Below are 22,640 nucleotides of genomic sequence, written 5' to 3' on the forward strand. Positions count from 1 at the left end.
CGGTTTATCGCAATAAACAGAAGTTGTTACTGTTTTAAGTCCGATTTCATTTCCGGCACGGCTGCGGGCTCGCGCCCGGCCGGTGCCTCGGCACGTGATCCACTTGGATCGTAAACCGGGGCGATGGACTCCATCACCTTTTGCATCGTGCCCGGTGCGGTTGCTTCTTCAACATCTGGTGTTGCCGAACCGGCTTTCGGTGCATCCGGTTTCATCGCCGGTGTCGGCTGGCCGCCCGGGGCATTCGGATTTTGTGGTTTGGCCTGGCTTGATGACGGCCCCTTGCCATCAGGGTCACGAAGCCCAGGTGAAATGGCATTCTGCGGCGAGATTTCAGTACCGCGTGCGTTAAAGTCATTCGCCGACGGCAATGTTTCCTGCCGATCCCCGGTCAACTCGGCACCGGGTTCCTCAGACTCCCGCGACGCCCCCGGCGCATCGGCTGTATTCAAAATCACCGGAAGCCCGTCTCGACCCCCGATAATAATCGTCTTGCTGTTGCGCGACGTCGCCAGCGACATGGTCGCTTCAATCCCGCGCAGACGCAGATATTCCTCGGTAATCGTTTTGGCGACAATATCCTGGAATTCACGGATACCTTCGGCCTCGATCTTCTTGCGCTGCTTTTCTTTTTCTTCGCGTGCCAGACGGAAATCATATTCCAGCATCGCCTGATATTGTTCGGCCTTGCGTTCAATCGCATCGGCAACACGCTGCGGAAGCTTGACCGACCGGATCAGAACATCTTCAACCGTGACCAACCGCCCCTGAAAACTCTGATTAACCAGGGATGAGCCAAGCTGATTGACCATCCGTTCAAGGATCTCCGCCTGAATGAACGCACGGGTTTCGGTATAAAGCTGTTCAGGGGTGTAACGTGAAATCAACTCACGCGCATGCGATCCGATTTCCGGGTAAACAAGAACTTCCGGGTAATCTGGCCCCACAAGTTTATGCAGCATCCCGGCCGCTTCACGGTTAATGCGATAACGCACCGCAATGTCGACTTCCATCGACAAACCGTTGGACGAAATGGTGTCATAGACGCGCGCCTGATTTTGCAAACGTGCATCGTAAATAAACATTTTATCCCACGGGAAGATCAGCTGAACGCCTTCGCCGTAGCTCCGTTCGACAACTGTTCCGCCAAAGAATCGATACCACATGACCCCGACATGCCCCGACGGGATGGTGATAAAGATCTGCGGCGCCAGCGCGATCATCCCAATCAGGACGAAAAAGATCGTGATCAGAAAACTGGTCTGATAGCGCTTTACAACGCTTTGCAACCCATAAACGATCCGCCCGGCAATCCCGCGTGGACGCCCGTCGTCGTCGTCCCCTCTATCGGGACCGCTTGCGGACATTGTGGTGCCATCAACCATTCGTTATCTCGTTCTCGTATGCTTTTTCTGAAAAGTCGATTGCACGTCAGTAGTCTTCGATATCTTTGATTTTTTCGCGAACTTCGCGCGACGGACGGGCGACAAGCTGCACCAAAAAGTCCCCAATCGGCGTAATCACAACCGCCAGGATGAAATGCCCCAGAAACCCGAACGAGGTTTTACGCCCCAAAAGACCGCAAACGATCGCGGCAAGTAAATAAAGTATGATAATCATTAATTGCATAACTTTGGATTCCGACGCCCGAGTTTACCCTGCTGGATCGATCATGCCGCTTTCGCGTCTTTAACGACCGTGAAGCCTTCTTTGAATTTTTCTTTAAAGTATGGCTCTGCCTGTTTCGGATCGAAATCCTTCAAGGTCCCGCCTGCCGCATAATGCATCACAAAAACACGGCCCAGCGCATAGGTAAATGCCGCATTGAAACCCGGCATGGTCAGAATGCTCAAGGACGTACCAAGCACCGGCAAGGCCTTGGACAACCCGGAAAAAATACCCGTCGCCAAAAACGATTTACCTAAAACACCACCGGTAATACTGGTCATCATCGTCGCGATGACAGCCTGTCCACTGCTCTTGCGAAAATCGACATTATAAAGACTGCTCAGTTCCGCCAGCATTTTAAGCTGCACGGCAACCACCGCGGTCGAGTCCAGAACGGGAATGGGAATAAGGCCGGTGCCCGCAGCCCAAAGCATATTACGCCGAACAATGCCGCCAGCAAGCCGCTTCTGCTTGTTGCGCTTCAACTGTTCTAACCGTGCATTGCCCATATCACCCCCCGGTTTTGTTAAGTACCTAAAGCATAAACGCTAAATTTTCACACTGCAAACCGATTCAGGGGCTTATACGCACTTGACCGCAGCACTTAGGCAACCGACGATAGCCTTTTAAGACTAAAACGCCTGCCACAAAGGACCATAATGTTGGATTGCCCTTTTCGCGCTTTCGCAGGAGCATTGTAGTGAGCCTGGCAACAAAGATCGGTGTTGCACTTTTTCTCGTGCTGGCAGCTGCACTTGGCATGACAACCGTGCTGAACTACCTGCGCTTTGATCAAACGCTAAGAACCTTGGTCACACAGCGGATCAACGTCGTCAGCAATGAAACCAGTCAGGACCTCCTGGCCGGGATTGATCTGGGGCTGCGTCTGGAAAATATGGAAAACCTTGGTGCGATTCTGGATCGCCGCCTTGGCATGTCGCGCGAAGTCACCCACATCGCTGTACAGAACTGTCAGGGAACGATCATCACCCAGACAGCTTCCGATACGGCCACCAAGACCGCCCAAGGTGCCGGTACCACGGCAGCACCGCCGGACGCACAGGACAAAACATCATGGACTCGCTTTACCGATCAGGGCGTCATCGCCGTGACACCCCTGCGCGATAGTCTGGGCCAATGTGCCGGTATGCTGGTAATTACCGCCGACAGCGGCGAATATTTCCGTAAACTCGATGGCGCCTTTACCGAAATGTGGAAATCGGCCGCGATCGGGATGCTCGCCATCATTCCGGTTCTGGGCCTTCTGGTGGTTTTAATGCGCCGCCGCCACCGGGTATTTTCCGAACTCCACGAAGACATCGAACGCGCCCTCGCCGGTCAGGCCGGCACCAGCACCGCCCATGACAAGGATGTTCTTACCGAAAGCGAGATGGACCTGATCGCGCTGTATCGTGAAATCCGCGATCAGTTGCCAAATGATGATCCCCAGACAGATCGCGATACATCGGTGGAGAAATCCACATGACCCAGAACACCAAACCAAAATCTCCTCTGCCCGGTGCGGCGAAAACATCTCATCGCCGCATCGTGCCAAAGGGCACGATCTGGATTTTACTGCTGTTTAGCACCTTGGCACTATGTGTCGCGCTGATCGGGATTTCATGGCGCGCGGCTGATCTTGCGCGTGCCGACCTGCAATCGGAAATCCGCGAAAAGGCTGAAATCGAAGCCAGAACACTGGCCGAAAAAATCGAACATGCCTTGGAACTTGGCATCCCGCTCGATGCGATTGTCGGGTTCGAAGACGTCGTGCACCAACTGCAATCTGGCGATCCGGATCTAAGCTTTGCTGCAATCGTTCACGGACAGGACCTGCTGCATGTCGGCGGCATGGCGCGTGATGCTATCAAACAGGCACTTGCCAGTGACAGTGATGCCGGCACCGACACACACCCCAGCATCATCACCCGTGTCACGCTTGGTCATGACGCCCACAACGATCATGTCGAAAATGATCTGGCAATTGTCATTGGTCATGACCGCGCCGCCCTGATGCGCCCTGTCACCGACAATCTGTTTGATATCGCGATCATTTTCATCATCACGCTGGCACTGTCGTTTGAACTTGTCTTACTGGTTCTGACCGTCAATGTCGCCCTGCCCGCCCGGGTTGCCCGACGGGTTTTGACCAATGTCCGTGAACGTAAATTCACAATCCTGCATGGTCAGTCGACACGCGATGAAATCGGCAGTTTCATGGAACATATCAACACCGTGATCAGCCGCACGGCGCAAAAGGTCGGCACCCGACCGCACCGGGAACGCGAAGTCAAATTGATCGGCGTGCGCTTGCTGGCCTTCATGTTTGTTCTGGCCGAAGAACTCGCCCGTCCAATCATGCCCGCGTTCTTTAGTCAGGTTACCGCACCGACCATCGACGGGCAGCTTGGTGCGGGGATCGTCATGGCAACACATCTTCTGATGGTTGCCATTGCCATGCCACTCTGCAGCCTTTTTCAGGAACGGATCGGGTCGTTGCGCATGTATCTGGCCGGGGCCCTTCTTGCCACCATTGGCCTGTGCGGAACGGCCTTTGCCACCGGTCTTTGGGATCTGATCCTGTGGCGCGCATTATCGGGCATCGGCTACGCCACAACCTTTGTCGCCTGTCAGTCCTATGTCCTTGATGCGACCAATGACAGCAACCGCACACAGGGGACGGCCATGATGGTCAGCGGCATTATGCTTGCCGATATTTGTGGCCCGGCGGTTGGCGGTATTTTTGCGGGTCACTTTGGTGACGCCATCACCTTTGTTGCCGGGGCCGCAATGGCCTGTCTGGCGGTTGCATTGGCCTTCTTCCTGATGGACAACACCGTGCGTGGCAAAACATCCCCCCCTGTCCCGACACGCAAAGCCTTCAAGGCCATGCTGGGCAATCGACGACTGCAAGTCTTGGTCCTGTTTGCCGCCGTCCCGGCCAAACTGATCCTCAGCGGGTTTCTTTATTACCTGACCCCTTTGATCTTGTTGCAATCAGGTGCCACCACCGCCGAAACCGGGCGTGTGATCATGCTCTATGGTCTTGTTGCCCTTCTGACAGGTTGGGGGGTCGCGCGTTGGACCGATAGCAAACAAAATGAAATTCGGGCTGTGGGCATTGGCGGCGGACTAACCGCAACCGGCTTGTTGCTGGCAGGCTTCATGCCACAATATGCAACCTTTGCCGTCGCAGTTGCCATGCTTGGTCTTGCACAGGCGACCTCAATCCCGGCCCAACTTTCTGCCAGTCTGAAAATCAGTGCCGATTTCACCCGCGATCATGGATCGGGCCCGGTGCTTGCCGTTCTGCGACTGGCAGAACGGCTTGGCGGCGCCTTGGGACCGTTGCTGGCCGCTGGATTAACCTTGTGGGTTGGCACCGATGCCGCCGTCTTGTGTTTCGGGGCGATTGCCGCGGTTGCGGTGATTTTCTTTGAAATCATGTTCGGTCACGTGCCCGCAGATCAAAAAACCAAACCCTCCGTGCAGGAGGACGCACCATGACCCATCTGATCCATTTTTTGCGTATTCTCACCGTGCTTGTGCTGGCCGTCACGTTTTCCACGACCAGTGTTTTGGCGCAAACCAACAGCCCCGATCCGTTGAAAATTGCAATGATCCTTTGGCGCGGCGAAACACGGGTCGAAAACGGTTTTCGGGGCTTTTTTGCCGACCGCGGCATTCCTGTCGATCTTCAGATTTATGATGTTGAACGCGATCTTTCCCGCATCCCGGGCATCATCGCCACCTTACGCAAAAACCCGCCTGATCTTGTCTATACCTGGGGTACCGGGATCACATCCAACGTTGTTGGCAAATATAATCAGGTCGATCCCGATAAAAACATCACCGATCTTCCCGTGGTGTTTGTCATGGTGTCATCTCCTTGGAAAACGGGCATTGCCGCGCCGCCCGGACAATCGCGCCCCAACATCACCGGGGCCACCCACATTGCCCCGCTGCCTGCACAAATTCAGGCCATCCGCGCATATCGCCCGATGAACAAACTGGGGGTTGTCTATAATAACGGTGAAGACAACTCGGTTTCCAACGTCGAAGAACTGACCGCACTTGGGGCCGAAATGGGGTTTGACGTTCTTGCCGCCCCGCTTGGCCAAAACGGCGATCCGTCGTCAAGTGACATCGCGCCCGCCGTTGCCGATCTTGCCAAACGCGGTGCGGATATCCTCTATATTGGACCCGACAACTTTATTGGCACGTACCGCGACGCCCTGACCGATGCGGGCTTTGATAACGGTCTGGCCGCCTTTAGTGCCACGGAACTTGAAGTCCGCGACGGTCAGGCAATGCTGGGTCTGGTCAGCCGCTATGAACTTGTCGGACGGTTAGCCGCAAGCAAGGTCGAAGACATCCTGATCAATGGCCTTTCACCGGCAGATATTCCCATTGAAACACTTGACCGGTTTTCTTATCTGATCCGGCTGTCGTCGGCGCGCAGGCTGGAACTCTATCCACCCCTTTCGTTGCTTGATTACGCTGAAATTATCAAATGACTGTAATTGCCCGCCTGAATGAAACCCATCTATCCGCCGTCATTGCGTTGCATCACGATGTGCTTGCCGATGCCGACCCCACACTCGTTGCCGGTGAAACAGACATCTTTTTTCAGCAGCACCTGTCTGACTGCGGCCAGATATTTGGCATCCTTGATCAAGATACCCTGCTTGCCTATGGCGTCTTGGGGTTACCACGCCCCGGTGATCTTAATTTCGGAGCCGATCACGGCTTACCGCCCGACCAACTAAAATCGGTGGCGCATATCGACGGCGTTGCGGTCAGACGCGATTGTCGTGGGCAGAACTGGCAATATAAATTGACGTGTCATCGTCTAAACGCGGCACGCACTGATGGACGTGAAATTGCACTGACCACCGTCGCACCAGGCAATGTCGCAAGCCTGATCAACATTCTGTCTGCCGGAATGATCATTCGTGGTCTGAAGGAAAAATATGGCGGCCATCGGTTTTTGATGCGCGCTGACCTCGGCAAAAACCCCATGCCCCACCAAACCAATGAAATCACCCAATGGTGCCCGGCAACAGATTTTGAAAACTGTCATCGCTTGCTAAAGGCGGGCTATGTCGGCGTGACTTTTCGCAAGGCCACCTCGCAAAGCGCCCCAGACATCGGCTGGTTGCCGCTTGACTGCACGTAGGTGGTTTCACTGCATATAGGTGTAAGGCGTGTTTGCCGCGTTTGAAACGCTATCTGGCTCATTATAGAATTGCTGCCAGTCGCAGGCATGCAGATCAGTTTCCCAATAGCATGCCGCCCCTTTATGGAACGGCAGGAAGTTGCCCTTCTCATACATGTCATCGGCCATAACACTGCGAAAGGTTGGAAACTCGGTTTTCAGCTGTTCGATATTCTCATGGATGATGCGGGTCACCCAATAGACCACATACGGATCCGCCACTTCATAGGCCAGCAGTGACGCCTTGAAACCATATGAGTTAATTGCCTGTTCCTGCCGGTCATATGTTCTGGCCGGAAGGACCTGATCAAAGAAATAATGGTTTGCCGACACCAGTTTCTGGGTCAATGGTCCGCCCATGCCAATCACTTTGGCATCACAGGCAAGGCTGTCTTCAATGATGGATGCCGGATGGCCGATCCACAGACCAAACGCATCAATATAATCTTCGCAAATACCAAGCCGGTTATAGTCCTGCGCAACGCTGTAGACAGTTTTCATATCGTCAAGCTTGATGCCGTATTGCCCGAGCAATTCCAGCCACAACTCGCGCGATGCCGATCCTTCCGGGCCAATATTGATCCGCTTGCCGCGCAAATCGGCAATGCTTTCGATATCGGAATCCCGACGCACAATCAAAAGCCCCATCTCGTCATGCAATGACATGACAGACCGCGCGCCAGGGATCGGGTTAACCCCGGCCTGAGCTTCCCAGTTGTTGTTTGATTGCACAATCGCCAACTGAACCCGTCCTTCTTTCATCAATTGGATATTGCTGCCAACCCCCTGGGATCGAAGCGGGACGCAATGAACTCGATGACGTTTGTAGCTGCGACGCATCATGTCGCAGATTTTCGCTGCCACCTGAAAATACACGCCATTCGTACTACCGCTATAGATCGCAGCGTAATAGGACCGTTCGCTTTTGCCATCGCCCATAATTTCTGTAGCGTTCGACAATGCAATCAGACTGTCAGGATCGCGCGACTTGCGCCGATATTGCGACAGGGGAATGGCATCGGGTTTATAAAGCCACCCATCAACCATATCGGGGTTACTGTCGCTGATCTTGATATCATCTGCATCATACTGGTCGACATCAAAAGCCTCGGCTTGGGCCGGCATGGCAACATCGGCGTCTTGACCTTGCGCGGTACCGACTTGGGGTGCACTGGCCTGCGCGGAATCCGCCGTTGTCGCGTCTTGCGCATAACCAGCAACCGACATCCCGCAAACAAGATACAGGGATGCAATTGTCCATCTTATTGGTTTAGCCAGGCCGTCCGATGAAAACCACAAGGTCAATTCTACCACAACCAGTTTGCGCAACAGGCTTTACTGTACTGGATTTTATCGCGCACCGTCGAGATTCAATCTTGCGCATTGCAAAGTTTCTCAGACATTTAACCTGTATTCTTAAGCAAATTGTATTTGACGATCCAAAGAGCCCTTATCATAACCATTAGTATGTATATTCAGACACCACCCTTGCCACTCAGGATCATACAGTGACCGGTTTAAACGCCTTTGTCCCCGGACGCGACGAGGTTTATCAGGCCTTTGATCTGATCTCGTCCTGGCTGGACTACAGCCAAAGCCCCTTGCTGTCATGCCCGGGTTTGGCCAATGAGCTTGGCATTGGCAAGGTCTGGATCAAGGATGAAAGCAAGCGGTTTGGCCTTGGCGGGGTTAAGGCCCTTGGCGCGCCATATGGGCTGAAACGTCAACTCCTTAAACGCGGCATCGAACCCGGAAGCCCTCAGTGCCGCGACTATACCGCCATCGCCGCCACCGATGGCAACCACGGCCTTGCAACTGCGTGGGCGGCGACGAAATTCAATTGCCCAGCAAAAATCTATGTCGGAAGCGACGTTGACCCGGCACGCATGCGGCGTATCCGCGATAATGGCGCGGAACTGGTTTATGTCGATGGCACCTATGATGATGCAGTCCTTGCCGCCAGCGACGCGGCAACCGCATCGAATGTCCTATTGATCACCGACACCGATTACAATGGCGATCTGGATGTGACGCGCGACATCATGGCGGGCTACGCCGTGCTGGGTGTCGAATGCGCCCGTCAACTTCGTGCCCGAAATGAAACCCTCGACAGCATCTTTCTGCAATGTGGGGTCGGCGGCATGGCGGCAGGATGTGCGATTGGCATGTGGCATGAAACCGGGCAAAAGCCGGTGGTCTGTTCTGTAGAACCTGAAACTGCTGCCTGCGTTAAAACCAGCATCGAACGCGGCACATTGACCCGTGTGCCGGGAAAACTTCTGACCCGCATGGTCGGGCTGTCGTGTGGTTGTCCCAGTCTGTCGGCATTTGAAATTCTTCAAGACGTTTGCATTGGCAATATCGTGATTAACGATGCCATCGCCAAACGTGTACAGGACCAGATGACCCTCGGTGTCCGCAACGATCCACCGCTTGATACATGGGACACCGGGATATCGGGTATTGCCGGGTTGTGGCATGTTGCGCAAAACCCGGAACTGCGGGATCGCTTTGCGATCACAAGCCAAAGTCGCGTGCTTGTGATCAACAGCGAGGGTGCCATTCCCGACCAGTATCTTCAGCCAAATGTTTAATGCGTATTTGATGGATATTTCACGAAACATATTTGGGCCGCTGGACAGTTCATCAGGCCATGCTACAGTTGATCCATCAACGCCGGGTTTGTTTTGGGGGCCGTTAACTAAATGAAGTTGCTGGAATTGTTATCTTGGGGCGATAACAACCTTGTCATCCGGCTTGGCGTTGCGGGTGCACTTTCGGGTGTCGGCAGCGCAGCACTTCTTGGCATCGTCAACACGGCCGCCGAAGAAATCGCCGATAACGGCATTGACGAGGTGAACTGGGCACTTGCCGCAACCTTTATCGTGCTGGCCGTTGTTTACTTCCTTGCCGAAGTATTTTTGATCAGCACCATTGCCCGGCAAATCGAAAACGGCATTGACCGGGTCCGCAAAAAGCTGTTGTCGCAAATCGCCGTTGCCGACTTCGCCCAGATCGAGATTTTCGGCCAGTCCCGCCTTTTTGACAGCATCACCCAAAGCACACAGAATATCTCGCAAAACTCCCACATGATCGGCATGGCTTTCAGAAGCCTGCTGCTGCTGGTTGCTGTCATGGCCTATGTGTTCTGGCTGTCGATGCTGGCGTTTTTCATCATTGTCGTCGTGGTCGGGGTCGGCATTCTGATCTATCTGCGGATGGGCAAAACGCTTTCGATGTGGTTTGGCAAACTTCATCAGGTTGAAACCATCCTGTTTGACCGGGTGTCCGATTTGTTTGCGGGCATCAAGGAAGTCCGGATGTGGTCCAAACGCAGCGATGCCTTCAAGGTCGCCTTTGACAATGCGTCTGACAACAAGGCCGAGATTGGCAAAAAAGCCCAAACCATGATTTCGCGTCAGATGATCATGGGCATTTCGGCCTTCTATATCCTGCTGGCCATCATCGTCTTTATCGTGCCGGTATATTCCGACAGTTTCGATGCCGACGTTGCCAAAATCAGTACTGCCGTCCTGTTCATGATCGGCCCGATCAGCATCATTGTGCAGTCAATGTCCGTACTTGGCATGGCCGAACGATCGGCCGTTCGCATGATGCAACTGTCAAAGGACCTCGAAGACATTCGCGAACCGATTGCCGAAGACGGCATGCCGCTCAGCGATCCTTTTGATCACGTCAGTTTTGAAAATGTTGTCTTCACCTATCCCAACCGCGATCCGCGCCACGGGTTTGAATTGGGACCGATTGATTTATCCGTCAAACGCGGTGAGCTTTTGTTTATCACCGGCGGGAACGGGGCAGGTAAATCGACGCTGATCAAAATCCTGACCGGTCTGTATCGTCCTGTTTCTGGCAAGGTCAGCATCAACAATACCCAGCTTGGCCCGCAAAGCATGTCGGCGTATCGCAATCTGATCGCGACCGTTTTTTCAGACTCTCATCTGTTTGAGGAACTGTTTGGCACAACCGACATCGCGGTTGAGGATGCGCAATACTGGATCGAACGGTTTGAGCTTGCCCACGTGACCGGCATTCGCGACGGGCGGTTTATCACCATCGCGCTATCGGCTGGACAACGCAAACGCTTGGCTCTGATCACGGCTATTCTTGAAGATCGACCGATCATTGTGCTTGATGAATGGGCCGCGGATCAGGACCCGTATTTCCGTAAAAAGTTCTACCGCGAAATTCTGCCTGAACTTAAACAGCGCGGCACGACCATCATCGCCGTCACCCATGACGATCATTATTTTGATGTTGCCGACCGTCGATTGCACCTTGATACCGGCAAGCTGAGCGAGCTTGATCTCACTGACCCGCGCGGGAGGATCTGACATGATGCTGTTCAATGTCCTGCGCACGCGCGCGAACATCAATATGCGCACTGTTGTTGCCCTCCTCGTCATGGCGGCCGTCTCGACCACCATGGTTCTGGTCATCGTCAATATGGCCTCGTCTCAGGCCGAAGAGGGCACCATCAGCGCGCGGCTTCTGGCCTTGATGGCGCTATCATTGATCGGCTTCATCTGGTCGCAGCACACCGCAGACACGCTTGTCGCAGGCGAGGTCGAACGCATTCTGCATCAATTCCGCTTGTCCCTGTTTGACGAAGTTCGCACATCCTCCCCCGAAACGCTTGAAACCGTTGGTCAGGGCCCGATACAGGCCGCTATGACCCAGGAAATGCAGACCATCTCAAACACCCTGCCGATGCTGATGAACGGCATACAGCAACTGGTTCTGATCGTGTTCGTCAGCCTGTATCTTGCGTGGTTGTCGCTGTTTGCCTTTGCCATGATCGCCGTGCTTGCTGCCTTGGCTGTCGGCATTCACCTCTATCGCATCAAACGCATTAATGCCGCCGTCCGCGAAGCCGCCGAGGACGAAGGCAAACTGTTTGGCGGGCTGACCGATCTGCTTGATGGGTTTAAGGAAGTGAAGATGAACAGTCTTCGCCGTGAAACCCTGCTGTCGCGGCTCAAAACCCGGTCGGAACGCACCCGCGATACCAAGGCCACCATCAAACAACAATGGACCCGTGAAACCGCCGCCGTACAACTTGCGTTTTATATCATGATGGCGGCCATGGTTTTCATCGTGCCGATGTTCACATCCGACTATCATGACGTCGCGGTGCAAACCACCACGGCCACCCTGTTTTTGTTTGGCCCCATCGGCTCGACCATCATGACCTTGCCGGCCTTTAACGACAGCGAAGCCGCCCTTGCCAAAATCACCAGCCTGCAAGAAGAACTCGGTGATGCGCTTAGCAAACAGCACCAGCGCGAAGCCAATGCCACCGACAGCAAAGACACAAGCGCACCGCTTACCGACATCACGGAAATTGCGCTGAACGATGTGCGTTTTACCTATCCCGGCCCAACTGGCGGGTTTTCCGTCGGCCCGCTGAACGCCAGCTTCAAACGCGGTGAAATTACCTTTATCACCGGGGGAAACGGGGCGGGAAAATCAACCATGATCGCGCTTTTGACCGGTCTTCGCGCCTTTGACAGCGGTGAAATTACGGTCAATGGCACGCCTCTGGGTATTGATCAGCTCCAGAACTACCGCGATCAGTTTGCCTCGGTCCTGGCGGGCTACCATCTTTTTGACGCCCTTTATGGCATTGACCCGATTGACGAGGATAAGGTCAACGCCCTGCTCAATCAGATGGAAATCGCCAATAAGGTAACGCTTGAAAACAACGCCTTTTCAACAACATCCCTGTCACAGGGCCAACGCAAACGCCTGGCCCTGATCACCGCCCTTCTTGAAGAAAAACCCGTCCTCGTACTTGATGAATGGGCCGCGGATCAGGACCCGCATTTCCGTTCGGTCTTTTATGAAAAAATTCTGCCCGACCTGCGCGCACAGGGCAAAATCCTGATTTGCGTCACCCATGATGACAGATGGTTCCACCTTGCGGATCGCATCTATCATGTCCGCGATGGGCAGTTTGACGAGACCAGCACCTAGGCCCAAACGTCGATCAACCGCCAAACGCCTCCGCAACCAACGCTGTCACCGCATTTTGATGGTCGGTGATAAAGAAATGTCCGCCAGCATAAACATGCTTGGCAAACCCACCCGTGGTTGCCTTCTGCCACCCCTCAAGGTCGTCTGGCACCGGGCTTGTATCCGCATCCCCGCCAAACACGGTAATCGGGCAGGATAGCTTGGCAAGATCACCGGAACATGCGGTTTCCGAAAGCTTGAAATCGGCGCGAAGTGGCGCTTCAAACAGGTCCCGATATTCCTGATTTTCAAGAATTTCATTGGGTGTCCCGCCATATTTGGCGATCTCTTGCCAGAATTGGTCGGACGACAACCCATGTAAGGGTGAGCGTTTCATCGCAATATCGGGGCTGCGCCGTGCCGCCAGAAACAAATGCTCTGGCCCGCACTCCCCTTCTCTAGCCTCCGCAACGATCTTACACGCCAGATGGTGCGAAATGATCGCCCCCATCGAATAGCCAAAAAATGCATACGGCTTATCGGTCAGTGGCCCTATGGCCCTATGGATGGCCGCAACCATGCCATCAATTGTATCAATCAATGGTTCGCCAAACCGCTGCTCGCGGCCCGGAAGGCAGACCAGCACAAGCTCAATATCGGCGGGCAAACGGCTGCGCCATGACCGGTAAAACGATGCCCCACCGCCAGCAAACGGAAAGCAAAACAGCCGCCGCCGCGCTGTCATCTGCCCCGGTAGGGATACGAACCATTTGCTCTGCGTCATCGGGTTCCTTCTTTTCCTATCGATCCGTCTGATAATGCGCCAACCAGAAAACGACAAACCCCTTGTTATCATCGTTTTAGCCGTAACTCCAACGCGCACGATTTTCACGCCTGTCATGGTCCAAAACAAAGCGCCCCCGACAGTTAGTTATCGGGGGCGCTTTTAAACATATCTCTTTGCAACCTGATCAGAAAACCACACTCGGCAACCAGTTCGCCAGTGACGGCCAAAGCCAGATCACGAAAATGCCAAATACCTGAAGCGCGATAAACGGCACCACACCTTTGTAAATCTGGCCGGTGGTGATTTCCGGTGGGGCCGCACTGCGCAGGTAAAATAACGAGAACCCGAACGGCGGGGTTAAGAACGATGTCTGAAGGTTGATCGCAATCAGGATCGCCAGCCACACCGGATCATGCCCCATCATGATCAAGCCGGGCGCAATAAGCGGCAGCAAGATCACCGTGATTTCAACGAAATCAAGGAAGAAGCCCAGAACGAAAATCACCGCCATGCAAAAAAACAGCGCCCCCGTAGGGCCTCCGGGCATGGATTCAAGGATTTCCGCCACATGGTCTTCACCGCCCAACCCGATAAACACCAGCGAAAACATGCTGGCCGTCAGGATGGTGGCAAAAATCATCGAAGATACCGTCATGGTCGATGTCAGTGCGGATTTCAAAACATCCGCCTTCCACGCCTGTTTCAAACAGGCGGCAATCGCCATAATCCCGGCAATCGACAGCACGACGTAGCCCGCCCCCAGCACATAATCAAACCCGGTCAGGTCACTGCGCTGCAAACGGACCGGTGCGATACCGGCCATGATCGCCAAAATCAAAAGGGCAACTGTGCCCAGAAGAACCAGATTACGATTAGCCCCCTGACGCACACCCGCCATCAGGATCGCACCAATCGCGCCCACCGATGCGGCCTCGGTCGGAGTGGCAATCCCGCCAAGGATCGCACCAAGTACGGCGATAATCAGCAACACCGGTGGCAACACCGCGCCGAAAACCTCCCCCATACTGGGTCGGCCATCGTCACTTTGAACCGGCGGCATGTCCTGCGGGCAAAAATATCCGCGCAGCAAAATATAGATGATGTAAATCGCCACCAGCGTCAGGCCCGGGATCAAGGCCCCGGCAAAAATCTGCCCGACGGAAATGGTTTCAATCGTGAATTTGCCCTGCTCATACTGCGCCTGCTGATAGGCCGATGACATCACATCCGACAGAATAATCAGCAATGTCGATGGCGGGATAATCTGCCCCAATGTCCCGGCCGTGCAGACAAGCCCGGATGCCAGTTTCGGGTTATATCCCGTGCGCAACATGGTTGGCAGCGCGATCATGCCCATGGCGATCACCGTCGCCCCAACAATCCCAGTCGATGCCGCCAAAAGCGCGCCGACCAACACCACCGAAATGCCAAGCCCGCCGCGCAACTGGCCAAACAGCCGCCCCATGGTATGAAGCAAATCCTCGGCAATGCGCGATCGTTCAAGAACAACGCCCATCAGGACAAACAACGGAATGGCGATCAAAACATCATTGGTCAGCGTGCCAAAGACCCGCTGTCCGAACGCCCCCATCAGACCGATGTTCATTGTATCGGTGACCCAGCCGAGATAGCCAAACGCCACCGCAACACCGGCAATCGAAAATGACACCGGGAAACCCAGAAGGATGCAGCCCATCAGGGCAACAAACATCAATAAATCAAGATATTCCATTAGCTTTGCGCACCCCTGTCTTCAGCACCGCCGCGCAAAATAATGATTTGCCTGAGCAAACAGGCCACAGACTGAATAATCAAAAGAAGACAAAACGCCGGGATCAGTGATTTCAAAAGCCACACGGCGGGAATACCCCCAACCGAAATCGCCCCTTCCATCATCGATACGGAATTAACCACCGATGGCCATGTCCAATACAGTAAGGCCGCCATCGACGGGATTGCCAGAAACACATAGCCAAACGTATCTATGCGCGCCTTGGTGGTGTCCTTGGCCGCAGCATAGAAAATATCGACCCGCACATGCCGATCCACCAAAAGCGTATAACCCGCACCAAGCATGAAAAGCCCGGAATGCAGGTACAAAACGCTTTCATTCAGCGCAATAAAGCTGAACCCGAAAACATAGCGCAGCAAAACCACGGAAAACTGCAAAAGAACCATCAACAGCGCAAACCAGCGCACCGTCATCCCGGTCCAGTGGTTCACAAGATCAAGCCGATCAGCAAGGCGTTGCATCAAATCCCCCCGAAAGCAAAAACCGGCGCAAGGGCAACCCCTTGCGCCGGTTAGCATCTTTATCAGAAGCCAAGCACCTTGGCGCGTGCATTCATCTGACCATTATCGGCATAGGTCATATAACCGCCAATCAGGTCACGATAAGACACAAAGCTTTCGGTTACTTTGCGCGTCAACGCATCGTCGCTTTCGCGCAATTCGCCAATCACTTCGGCCGCTGCTTCACCCATGGCGGAGATCACTTCTTCTGGCAACATACGGACTTTGACGTCCTGCTCGGCCACCAGTTTCTGCAACGCCATCGCGTGTTTGGTCTCATACTCGGTCCAGACTTCATTATAAAGACTGTCACAGGCAAATTTGACCACGGCTTTAAGATCATCGGGCAGATCGGCAAACGCCTTGGCATTAACCGCACATTCCTCGGCTGAGGACGGCTCACCAACACCCGGCCAGTAGTAATTTTTGGCAACCTGATAGAAACCAAGCGCACTGTCGGACCACGGACCAATGAACTCACCGGCATCAAGTGCACCTGACTGCAACGCCTGGAACATGTCGCGCCCGCCCATGGCCTGAACCGCCATACCAAGTTTTGAACACATCTCGGACGCAAGGCCCGTGGTGCGGAATTTAAGCCCCTTAAGGTCATCAACCGAATTGATTTCATTGCGGAACCAACCCGCCCACTGCGGGCCAGAGTTCCCGCACAGGAACGGTTTCAACCCGAACTGACCATACATTTCATCATACAGGTCCTGACCGCCACCATGGGCAAGCCAACCGGCTTGCTCGTCGGCACGCAGGCCAAATGGCTGCGACCCGAACAGAAGGATGCCTTTGGATTTTGACCCCCAATAGGCCGGAACTGCGTGATAAATTTCTGCTGTGCCTTCAGCCACCGCATCAAACACACCATTGCCCGGAACAAGTTCACCCGCAGCATGCAGTTTGACTTCAATCCGCCCGCCCGAAAGGGTGGTGATACGATCAGCCAGTTTCTGTGCCGCAACGCCCGGCCCAGGAAGATTTTTCGGCCATGCGGTGACCATATTCCACTGGCGTTTATCCTGTGCAATGGCAGGGGTTGCAAAAGTTGCGGCCGCGGCCGCTGCACCAACACCGGCAACACCGGCGGTCAGAAAATCACGTCTTTTCATTGTTAAGCCTCCTTGATTGAACCCTGATCAGGGGCGGGGAGCCCCCGCACCTGTCGTGTAACGTATCGAATTTATTTGCCGAGAATCCCGGGCAGATTAAGCCCGTGTTCACGTGCACAATCGAGTGCAATGTCATATCCCGCATCGGCATGACGCATCACACCGGTTGCCGGATCATTCCAAAGAACGCGTTCGACCCTACGTGCGGCATCTTCTGTGCCGTCACAACAAATCACCATGCCTGAATGCTGCGAAAAGCCCATTCCGACACCGCCGCCATGATGCAACGAAACCCATGTGGCCCCCGATGCGGTATTCAGCAGCGCATTAAGCAACGGCCAGTCACTGACCGCGTCCGAACCATCTTGCATGGCTTCGGTTTCGCGGTTCGGGCTTGCGACCGAACCACTGTCAAGATGGTCACGACCGATCACCACCGGGGCTTTCAACTCACCATTCTTGACCATCTCGTTAAACGCCAGCCCCAAACGATGACGCTGCCCCAGCCCGACCCAGCAAATACGCGCGGGCAGACCCTGGAACGATATCCGGTCACGGGCCATATCCAGCCAGTTATGCAGATGTTCATCATCGGGGATCAATTCTTTGACCTTCTGATCGGTCTTGTAAATATCTTCCGGATCACCCGACAACGCGGCCCAGCGGAACGGACCAATCCCCTTGCAAAACAGCGGTCGGATATAGGCCGGAACAAAGCCGGGAAACGCAAATGCGTTTTCCAGACCTTCTTCAAGCGCGACCTGACGGATATTGTTGCCGTAATCGACCGTCGGGATACCGGCATCATGGAAGGCGACCATCGCCTCGACCTGAACGCGCATTGATGCGCGGGCGGCCTTTTCGACTGCTTTGGGATCTGATTCCTGCTTTTCGCGCCACTGCGCCACCGTCCAGTTTTGCGGCAAATAACCATGCACCGGATCATGGGCCGATGTCTGATCCGTCACAATATCCGGACGTACGCCGCGCTTGACCAGTTCCGGGAACACATCGGCCGCATTGCCAATCAGGGCAACCGATTTGGCCTCTCCCGCCTTGGTCCAGCGATCAATCATCTCCAGCGCCTCATCCAGCGAATGGGTCTTGGCATCGACATAACGGGTCCGCAGGCGGAAGTCAGCCCGCGTCTCATCGCACTCAACCGCCAAACAGCACGCCCCGGCCATCACAGCCGCCAACGGTTGTGCGCCGCCCATACCGCCCAAACCACCGGTCAGAATCCATTTGCCCTTAAGGCTGCCGTCGTAATGCTGACGCCCGGCCTCAACAAAGGTTTCATAGGTGCCCTGCACAATGCCCTGCGACCCAATGTAAATCCACGAGCCCGCGGTCATCTGGCCATACATCGCCAGACCCTTTTTATCGAGTTCGTTGAAATGGTCCCAATTGGCCCAATGGGGGACAAGGTTGGAATTGGCAATCAAAACACGCGGGGCGTCCTTGTGGGTTTGAAACACCCCAACCGGCTTGCCCGACTGCACCAAAAGGGTCTGGTCGTCTTCCAGTTCTTTGAGGCTGGCAACGATCTGATCGAAATCCTTCCACGTCCGGGCCGCCCGGCCAATCCCGCCGTAAACCACCAATTCATGCGGATTTTCGGCAACATCGGGATGAAGGTTATTCATCAGCATGCGCATCGGCGCTTCGGTCAGCCAGCTTTTTGCGGTGATGTCGGTTCCGGTTGCCGGATAGATATCACGCTGATTGTGACGCGGGTTGTTGGTCATGATTTGCCTCGTAGTGCTGGGGCCAATGCGGCCAAAGTTGTCAAAATTTCAGAAAGATGCGTGCGCAGTTTTGCAGCCCGCGTCTCGTCATAGGTCCAAGGCGCTGCCTCGGCCGACAAATACGTCGATTGTGCCAGTTCCATCTGAATGGCGTGCTGATTGATGTCCGGGCGGCCATAATGGCGCGTGGTCCAGCCGCCTTTGAAACGACCATTCAAAATGGATGAATATCCTTCGGCCTGCGCACAAATATCCTGGGTCAGCATTTCGATCGTATGGTCACAGGTCGTGCCCAGATTGGTACCAATGTTGAAATCAGGAAGCGTACCCTCAAACAAAAACGGAATGTTTGACCGGATCGAATGGCAATCATACAGGATCGCAATCCCATGCTTGGCGCGCACCCGCTCCAGTTCCGCCCAAAGAGCCGCGTGATAGGGGGCGTGGAACTGCTTTGCGCGCTCTGCGATGTCGTCTTCGGTCGGGGCAACATCCCAGATGTTTTCACCATCAAAATCGGTCAGTGGCACCAAGGTTGTCGTGTTCTGACCGGGATACAGGCTTTCCCCCGCCGGATCGCGGTTGGCATCAATCACGTATCGATGAAATGTCGCACGCACCGTGGTTGCACCGTCCAAAACACCATCATACAGGGTATGAATATGCCAATCGGTATCGGCCAGTTCGCGTCCGCGATTATTGAGCTTGGCGGCAATCTCATCGGGCACATACGTCCCGGTATGGGGCAGCCCCAAAACAATCGGGCTATCGCCGCGCTTGATTTCAACCGGATCAATCATGATTAATCACCTCCGCCAACGACAAAACCCGAAAGACCGGCGGTATTGACAAGCGTTCCGTTGGTCACCAGTTCCCCCGCCTTGGCCAGATCGGGCGCCATGTAACGGTCCTGTTTGACGGTCGCGATATCCTTGCGCACCGTCCCCAGCACATTCTGCAAACCGGAACTGGTTTTAAGCGGGGCTCTGAACTCAACACCCTGTGCAGCACAGATCAGCTCAACACCCAGAATATAAGACAGATTGGCATTCATCCGCGCCAACCGGCGTGCCCCGTGGGCCGCCATCGACACATGGTCTTCCTGATTAGCACTGGTCGGCGTGCTGTCGGTCGAACACGGGTTTGCCAGATGCTTGTTCTCACTCATAAGCGCCGCTGTTGTGACCTCGGCAATCATCAGGCCAGAATTAAGCCCCGGTTCCGGCGTTAAGAACGGCGGTAAATCATGCGAAAGCGTTGGATCAACCATCAAGGCGACCCGGCGCTGGGCGATTGCGCCGATTTCGGCGACCGCAAGCGCGATCTGATCGGCGGCAAAGGCCACCGGCTCGGCATGGAAATTCCCGCCTGATACAATCCGCCCGTCTTCTTTCAGCACCAGCGGATTATCGGTCACCGCATTGGCTTCAATCTCCAAGGTCTGCCCGGCAAAGCGCAGCAAATCCATCGCCGCCCCGGTGACTTGTGGCTGACAGCGGATGCAATAGGGGTCCTGAACGCGGGTATCACCTTCACGGTGGCTTTCGCGGATTTCCGATCCATCCATCAAATCGCGCATCGCACGTGCGACATTGATCTGGCCCGGATGACCCCGCAATGTATGGATTTCATCGACCAGCGGCGCGGTTGACCCCATGATCGCATCAGTCGAAAGCGATGCCGTCACAATCGAGCTTGCCGCATTGCGCCAGGCTGAAAACAGCCCGACCAGCGCACAGGCGGTTGAAAACTGCGTACCGTTAATCAGCGCCAAGCCTTCTTTGGGCCCAAGCACCACCGGCGTCAAACCGGCTTTGGCCAGCGCGTCTGCGCCGGGCATGGTTTCGCCGTTATAAATGGCTTCCCCCGCCCCGATCATGGCAGCCGCCATATGCGCCAATGGCGCCAAATCACCCGATGCGCCAACCGACCCTTGTGATGGCACAACCGGGGTTACGCCGCATTCCAGCATTCCTTCGATCAGGTCAATAATGTCCCAGCGCACACCCGATGCCCCACGACCAAGTGACAGCAATTTCAACGCCATCATCAACCGCGTGGTCGCGATATCAAGCGCTTCCCCCACACCGCAACAATGGCTCAGGATCAAATTACGTTGCAGGGTTTCGGTATCTTGCGATGCAATCTTGACCGATGCCAGTTTGCCAAACCCGGTATTAACCCCATAGACCGCATCCTCGCCATCGGCAGCGGCGCGCACCATCGCATGTGCCGCCTCAACCCCGGCCTTGGCCGACGGATCAAGTTTAACCGCGCGCTGATCGCGCCAGATGGCTTCAATATCCGCCAGTTTTGCCGATGCAGGAACGAGCGTCAGAGGTGCGGTGTTGCCTTGGGTCTGGTTATGGGTCGCGGTCATTATGCATCCCTTTAGAATACAGCGTTGTGGAGCGGTGTTTCGGCGGTTGGGTATTTGGTCAACTGCGTTGCTTCGGTGTCGGGCTCGGGTCTTAAGGGCGATATTAAAGCTCGATGTTAGTGCGCAATATTGAGGTTAAATCAACACCTCAAATCAATTGAGTTAGCCAACTAACTCTTCATCGAAACCCCGCCAAAAATACGGTCAAAAAGCGGGTTAAATCCGATGCGATATGAAAGCTCGGCCGGATGGCTGACATCCCAAATCGCCAGATCAGCCCGCATGCCTTCCTTGACCTGCCCGGTATCATCCAATCCAAGCGCACGCGCAGCATGAGCCGTCGCCCCGCACAGGGCTTCTTCGGGCGTCAGGCGGAAAAACGTGCAGGACATGTTCATGGTCAGCAAAATCGACATCAATGGCGACGTCCCCGGATTACAATCGGTGGCAACCGCCATCGGAACCCCATGTTTGCGAAACGCCTCAATCGGTGGCAACTGGGTTTCATGCAGGGTGTAAAACGCGCCGGGCAGCAGAACAGCAACCGATCCGGATGCCGCCATCGCTTTGGCGTCATCCTCATTGGCATATTCGACATGATCGATGGAAAGCGCGCCGTAACTGGCCGCCAGCTTGGTGCCGCCAATATTGGAAAGTTGCTCGGCATGCAGCTTGACCGGAATGTCCAACTCACGGGCGACATCAAACACCCGTGCGATCTGATCGGTGTTAAACGCAATCCCTTCGCAGAACCCGTCCACCGCATCAACCAGCCCTTCGGCGTGTGCTGCACGCAATGTCGGGATGCAAACCTCGTCAATATAACGGTCCGGTTCGCCCTTGAATTCTGCCGGGGTGGCATGCGCACCAAGGAAGGTGGTCTTGATCCGCACCGCGCGGACTTCTTCGATCTTGCGCGCCGCGCGCAGCATGTTGAGTTCCGTCTCGCGGTCCAGCCCATAGCCGGACTTGACCTCAATCACGCAAACACCTTCGGCCAAAAGCGCGTCAACCCGTGGCAGAGCACTTTTCAGAAGCTGATCAACATCCGCCTCGCGGGTTGCGGTCACGGTCGAGACAATGCCGCCGCCCGCGCGCGCGATCTCTTCGTACCCTGCACCCTCAAGACGCATCTCAAACTCAACCGCCCGGTTGCCGCCATGCACCACATGGGTGTGGCAATCAATCAGTCCGGGAGTAATCAGGCGACCTTCAAGGTCATGGTAGGGGAATTTTGCGGCGTCTTTATATTCGGCCGGGATGGCATCGGCATCGCCGACCCAAACGATCATATCGTCCTTGATCGCGACGGCACCGTTATTCCTCATACAATAAGAAAACCGGTCCCCGTCGGACGTTTTATCGATGGTTGCGATTTTTGCATTTCCCAGCAACATGCGAAGCATCACCCCTTGATAAGTTTGTTATTAACGATAATATGTACGTACAT

General features: G+C 54.8%; 19 protein-coding genes. 7 read left to right on the forward strand and 12 right to left on the reverse strand.

What is annotated here, in order from left to right:
- Positions 1-26: 26 nt before the first annotated feature.
- Genes COO92_RS13320 through COO92_RS13330 form a run of 3 tightly spaced genes read right to left on the reverse strand, consistent with a single transcriptional unit; the run spans position 27 to position 2,177 of the window.
- Positions 27-1,385 carry an SPFH domain-containing protein gene (locus COO92_RS13320; protein ID WP_101302852.1) on the reverse strand — a complete coding sequence of 453 codons (1,359 nt, stop codon included), beginning with the start codon at positions 1,383-1,385 and terminating at the stop codon, positions 27-29.
- A gap of 46 nt (positions 1,386-1,431) precedes the next feature.
- Entirely contained in the window at positions 1,432-1,620 is a 189-nt protein-coding gene (locus COO92_RS13325) for a hypothetical protein (protein ID WP_240626434.1), read from the reverse strand.
- 50 nt (positions 1,621-1,670) lie between these two features.
- Positions 1,671-2,177: a YcjF family protein gene (locus COO92_RS13330; protein WP_101302854.1), complete on the reverse strand. Its 507-nt coding sequence runs from the start codon at positions 2,175-2,177 to the stop codon at positions 1,671-1,673.
- 191 nt (positions 2,178-2,368) lie between these two features.
- Here COO92_RS13330 and COO92_RS13335 point away from each other — a divergent pair, with 191 nt between their 5' ends.
- The 4 genes from COO92_RS13335 to COO92_RS13350 are packed head-to-tail and all read left to right on the forward strand — an operon-like array spanning position 2,369 to position 6,847.
- Positions 2,369-3,154, forward strand: coding sequence for a hypothetical protein (locus COO92_RS13335; protein WP_101302856.1), 786 nt, complete (start codon positions 2,369-2,371; stop codon positions 3,152-3,154).
- Entirely contained in the window at positions 3,151-5,175 is a 2,025-nt protein-coding gene (locus COO92_RS13340) for an MFS transporter (RefSeq protein ID WP_101302858.1), read from the forward strand. The genes COO92_RS13335 and COO92_RS13340 overlap by 4 nt, the downstream gene beginning before the upstream one ends.
- Positions 5,172-6,185, forward strand: coding sequence for an ABC transporter substrate-binding protein (locus tag COO92_RS13345; RefSeq protein ID WP_101302860.1), 1,014 nt, complete (start codon positions 5,172-5,174; stop codon positions 6,183-6,185). The genes COO92_RS13340 and COO92_RS13345 overlap by 4 nt, the downstream gene beginning before the upstream one ends.
- Entirely contained in the window at positions 6,182-6,847 is a 666-nt protein-coding gene (locus tag COO92_RS13350) for a hypothetical protein (protein ID WP_101302862.1), read from the forward strand. The genes COO92_RS13345 and COO92_RS13350 overlap by 4 nt, the downstream gene beginning before the upstream one ends.
- Before the next feature lie 6 nt (positions 6,848-6,853).
- Here the strand turns inward: COO92_RS13350 and COO92_RS13355 are convergent, their stop codons facing one another.
- A complete protein-coding gene (locus COO92_RS13355) occupies positions 6,854-8,113 on the reverse strand; it encodes a TAXI family TRAP transporter solute-binding subunit (RefSeq protein WP_101302864.1) in 1,260 nt (419 codons plus the stop codon).
- Between the two features lie 281 nt (positions 8,114-8,394).
- Between COO92_RS13355 and COO92_RS13360 the strand changes: the two genes are divergently transcribed.
- From COO92_RS13360 to COO92_RS13370, 3 genes are all read left to right on the forward strand, one after another.
- Positions 8,395-9,480 carry a pyridoxal-phosphate dependent enzyme gene (locus tag COO92_RS13360; RefSeq protein ID WP_101302866.1) on the forward strand — a complete coding sequence of 362 codons (1,086 nt, stop codon included), beginning with the start codon at positions 8,395-8,397 and terminating at the stop codon, positions 9,478-9,480.
- Positions 9,481-9,591: 111 nt separating this feature from the next.
- Complete coding sequence (locus COO92_RS13365; RefSeq protein WP_101302868.1) at positions 9,592-11,241, forward strand: cyclic peptide export ABC transporter; 1,650 nt, start codon at positions 9,592-9,594, stop codon at positions 11,239-11,241.
- A 1-nt stretch (position 11,242) separates the two neighbouring features.
- The gene (locus COO92_RS13370) at positions 11,243-12,883 is read left to right on the forward strand and encodes a cyclic peptide export ABC transporter (protein WP_101302870.1); all 1,641 of its coding nucleotides are present in this window, start codon (positions 11,243-11,245) and stop codon (positions 12,881-12,883) included.
- Between the two features lie 13 nt (positions 12,884-12,896).
- Here COO92_RS13370 and COO92_RS13375 read toward each other — a convergent pair whose 3' ends face one another.
- From COO92_RS13375 to hutI, 8 genes are all read right to left on the reverse strand, one after another.
- Positions 12,897-13,646: a thioesterase II family protein gene (locus COO92_RS13375; RefSeq protein ID WP_165792360.1), complete on the reverse strand. Its 750-nt coding sequence runs from the start codon at positions 13,644-13,646 to the stop codon at positions 12,897-12,899.
- 187 nt (positions 13,647-13,833) lie between these two features.
- Positions 13,834-15,381 (reverse strand): TRAP transporter large permease, encoded by a 1,548-nt coding sequence (locus COO92_RS13380; protein WP_101302873.1) that lies wholly within the window; start codon positions 15,379-15,381, stop codon positions 13,834-13,836.
- A complete protein-coding gene (locus COO92_RS13385; RefSeq protein ID WP_022731499.1) occupies positions 15,381-15,902 on the reverse strand; it encodes a TRAP transporter small permease subunit in 522 nt (173 codons plus the stop codon). Before COO92_RS13385 ends, COO92_RS13380 begins: the two co-directional genes overlap by 1 nt.
- Positions 15,903-15,964: 62 nt before the next feature.
- Positions 15,965-17,062 (reverse strand): TRAP transporter substrate-binding protein, encoded by a 1,098-nt coding sequence (locus tag COO92_RS13390; RefSeq protein WP_101302875.1) that lies wholly within the window; start codon positions 17,060-17,062, stop codon positions 15,965-15,967.
- 71 nt (positions 17,063-17,133) lie between these two features.
- Complete coding sequence (gene hutU / locus COO92_RS13395; RefSeq protein ID WP_101302877.1) at positions 17,134-18,810, reverse strand: urocanate hydratase; 1,677 nt, start codon at positions 18,808-18,810, stop codon at positions 17,134-17,136.
- On the reverse strand, positions 18,807-19,610 hold the full coding sequence (gene hutG, locus COO92_RS13400) for an N-formylglutamate deformylase (protein ID WP_206186413.1): 804 nt from the start codon (positions 19,608-19,610) through the stop codon (positions 18,807-18,809). The genes hutU and hutG overlap by 4 nt, the downstream gene beginning before the upstream one ends.
- A 2-nt stretch (positions 19,611-19,612) precedes the next feature.
- Complete coding sequence (gene hutH, locus COO92_RS13405; RefSeq protein WP_101302879.1) at positions 19,613-21,190, reverse strand: histidine ammonia-lyase; 1,578 nt, start codon at positions 21,188-21,190, stop codon at positions 19,613-19,615.
- Between the two features lie 170 nt (positions 21,191-21,360).
- Complete coding sequence (gene hutI, locus COO92_RS13410) at positions 21,361-22,587, reverse strand: imidazolonepropionase (RefSeq protein ID WP_101303339.1); 1,227 nt, start codon at positions 22,585-22,587, stop codon at positions 21,361-21,363.
- Positions 22,588-22,640: the final 53 nt, after the last annotated feature.

The sequence above is a fragment of the Thalassospira lohafexi genome (assembly GCF_002844275.1).
Lineage (GTDB): Bacteria > Pseudomonadota > Alphaproteobacteria > Rhodospirillales > Thalassospiraceae > Thalassospira > Thalassospira lohafexi.

Coding starts and splice junctions, on each gene's coding strand:
- COO92_RS13320 (WP_101302852.1), bottom strand. CDS start 1,385: ATGGTTGATGGCACCACAATGTCCGCAAGCGGTCCCGATAGAGGGGAC.
- COO92_RS13325 (WP_240626434.1), bottom strand. CDS start 1,620: ATGATTATCATACTTTATTTACTTGCCGCGATCGTTTGCGGTCTTTTG.
- COO92_RS13330 (WP_101302854.1), bottom strand. CDS start 2,177: ATGGGCAATGCACGGTTAGAACAGTTGAAGCGCAACAAGCAGAAGCGG.
- COO92_RS13340 (WP_101302858.1), top strand. CDS start 3,151: ATGACCCAGAACACCAAACCAAAATCTCCTCTGCCCGGTGCGGCGAAA.
- COO92_RS13345 (WP_101302860.1), top strand. CDS start 5,172: ATGACCCATCTGATCCATTTTTTGCGTATTCTCACCGTGCTTGTGCTG.
- COO92_RS13350 (WP_101302862.1), top strand. CDS start 6,182: ATGACTGTAATTGCCCGCCTGAATGAAACCCATCTATCCGCCGTCATT.
- COO92_RS13355 (WP_101302864.1), bottom strand. CDS start 8,113: ATGTCGGTTGCTGGTTATGCGCAAGACGCGACAACGGCGGATTCCGCG.
- COO92_RS13365 (WP_101302868.1), top strand. CDS start 9,592: ATGAAGTTGCTGGAATTGTTATCTTGGGGCGATAACAACCTTGTCATC.
- COO92_RS13370 (WP_101302870.1), top strand. CDS start 11,243: ATGATGCTGTTCAATGTCCTGCGCACGCGCGCGAACATCAATATGCGC.
- COO92_RS13375 (WP_165792360.1), bottom strand. CDS start 13,646: ATGACGCAGAGCAAATGGTTCGTATCCCTACCGGGGCAGATGACAGCG.
- COO92_RS13380 (WP_101302873.1), bottom strand. CDS start 15,381: ATGGAATATCTTGATTTATTGATGTTTGTTGCCCTGATGGGCTGCATC.
- COO92_RS13385 (WP_022731499.1), bottom strand. CDS start 15,902: ATGCAACGCCTTGCTGATCGGCTTGATCTTGTGAACCACTGGACCGGG.
- COO92_RS13390 (WP_101302875.1), bottom strand. CDS start 17,062: ATGAAAAGACGTGATTTTCTGACCGCCGGTGTTGCCGGTGTTGGTGCA.
- hutU (WP_101302877.1), bottom strand. CDS start 18,810: ATGACCAACAACCCGCGTCACAATCAGCGTGATATCTATCCGGCAACC.
- hutG (WP_206186413.1), bottom strand. CDS start 19,610: ATGATTGATCCGGTTGAAATCAAGCGCGGCGATAGCCCGATTGTTTTG.
- hutH (WP_101302879.1), bottom strand. CDS start 21,190: ATGACCGCGACCCATAACCAGACCCAAGGCAACACCGCACCTCTGACG.
- hutI (WP_101303339.1), bottom strand. CDS start 22,587: ATGTTGCTGGGAAATGCAAAAATCGCAACCATCGATAAAACGTCCGAC.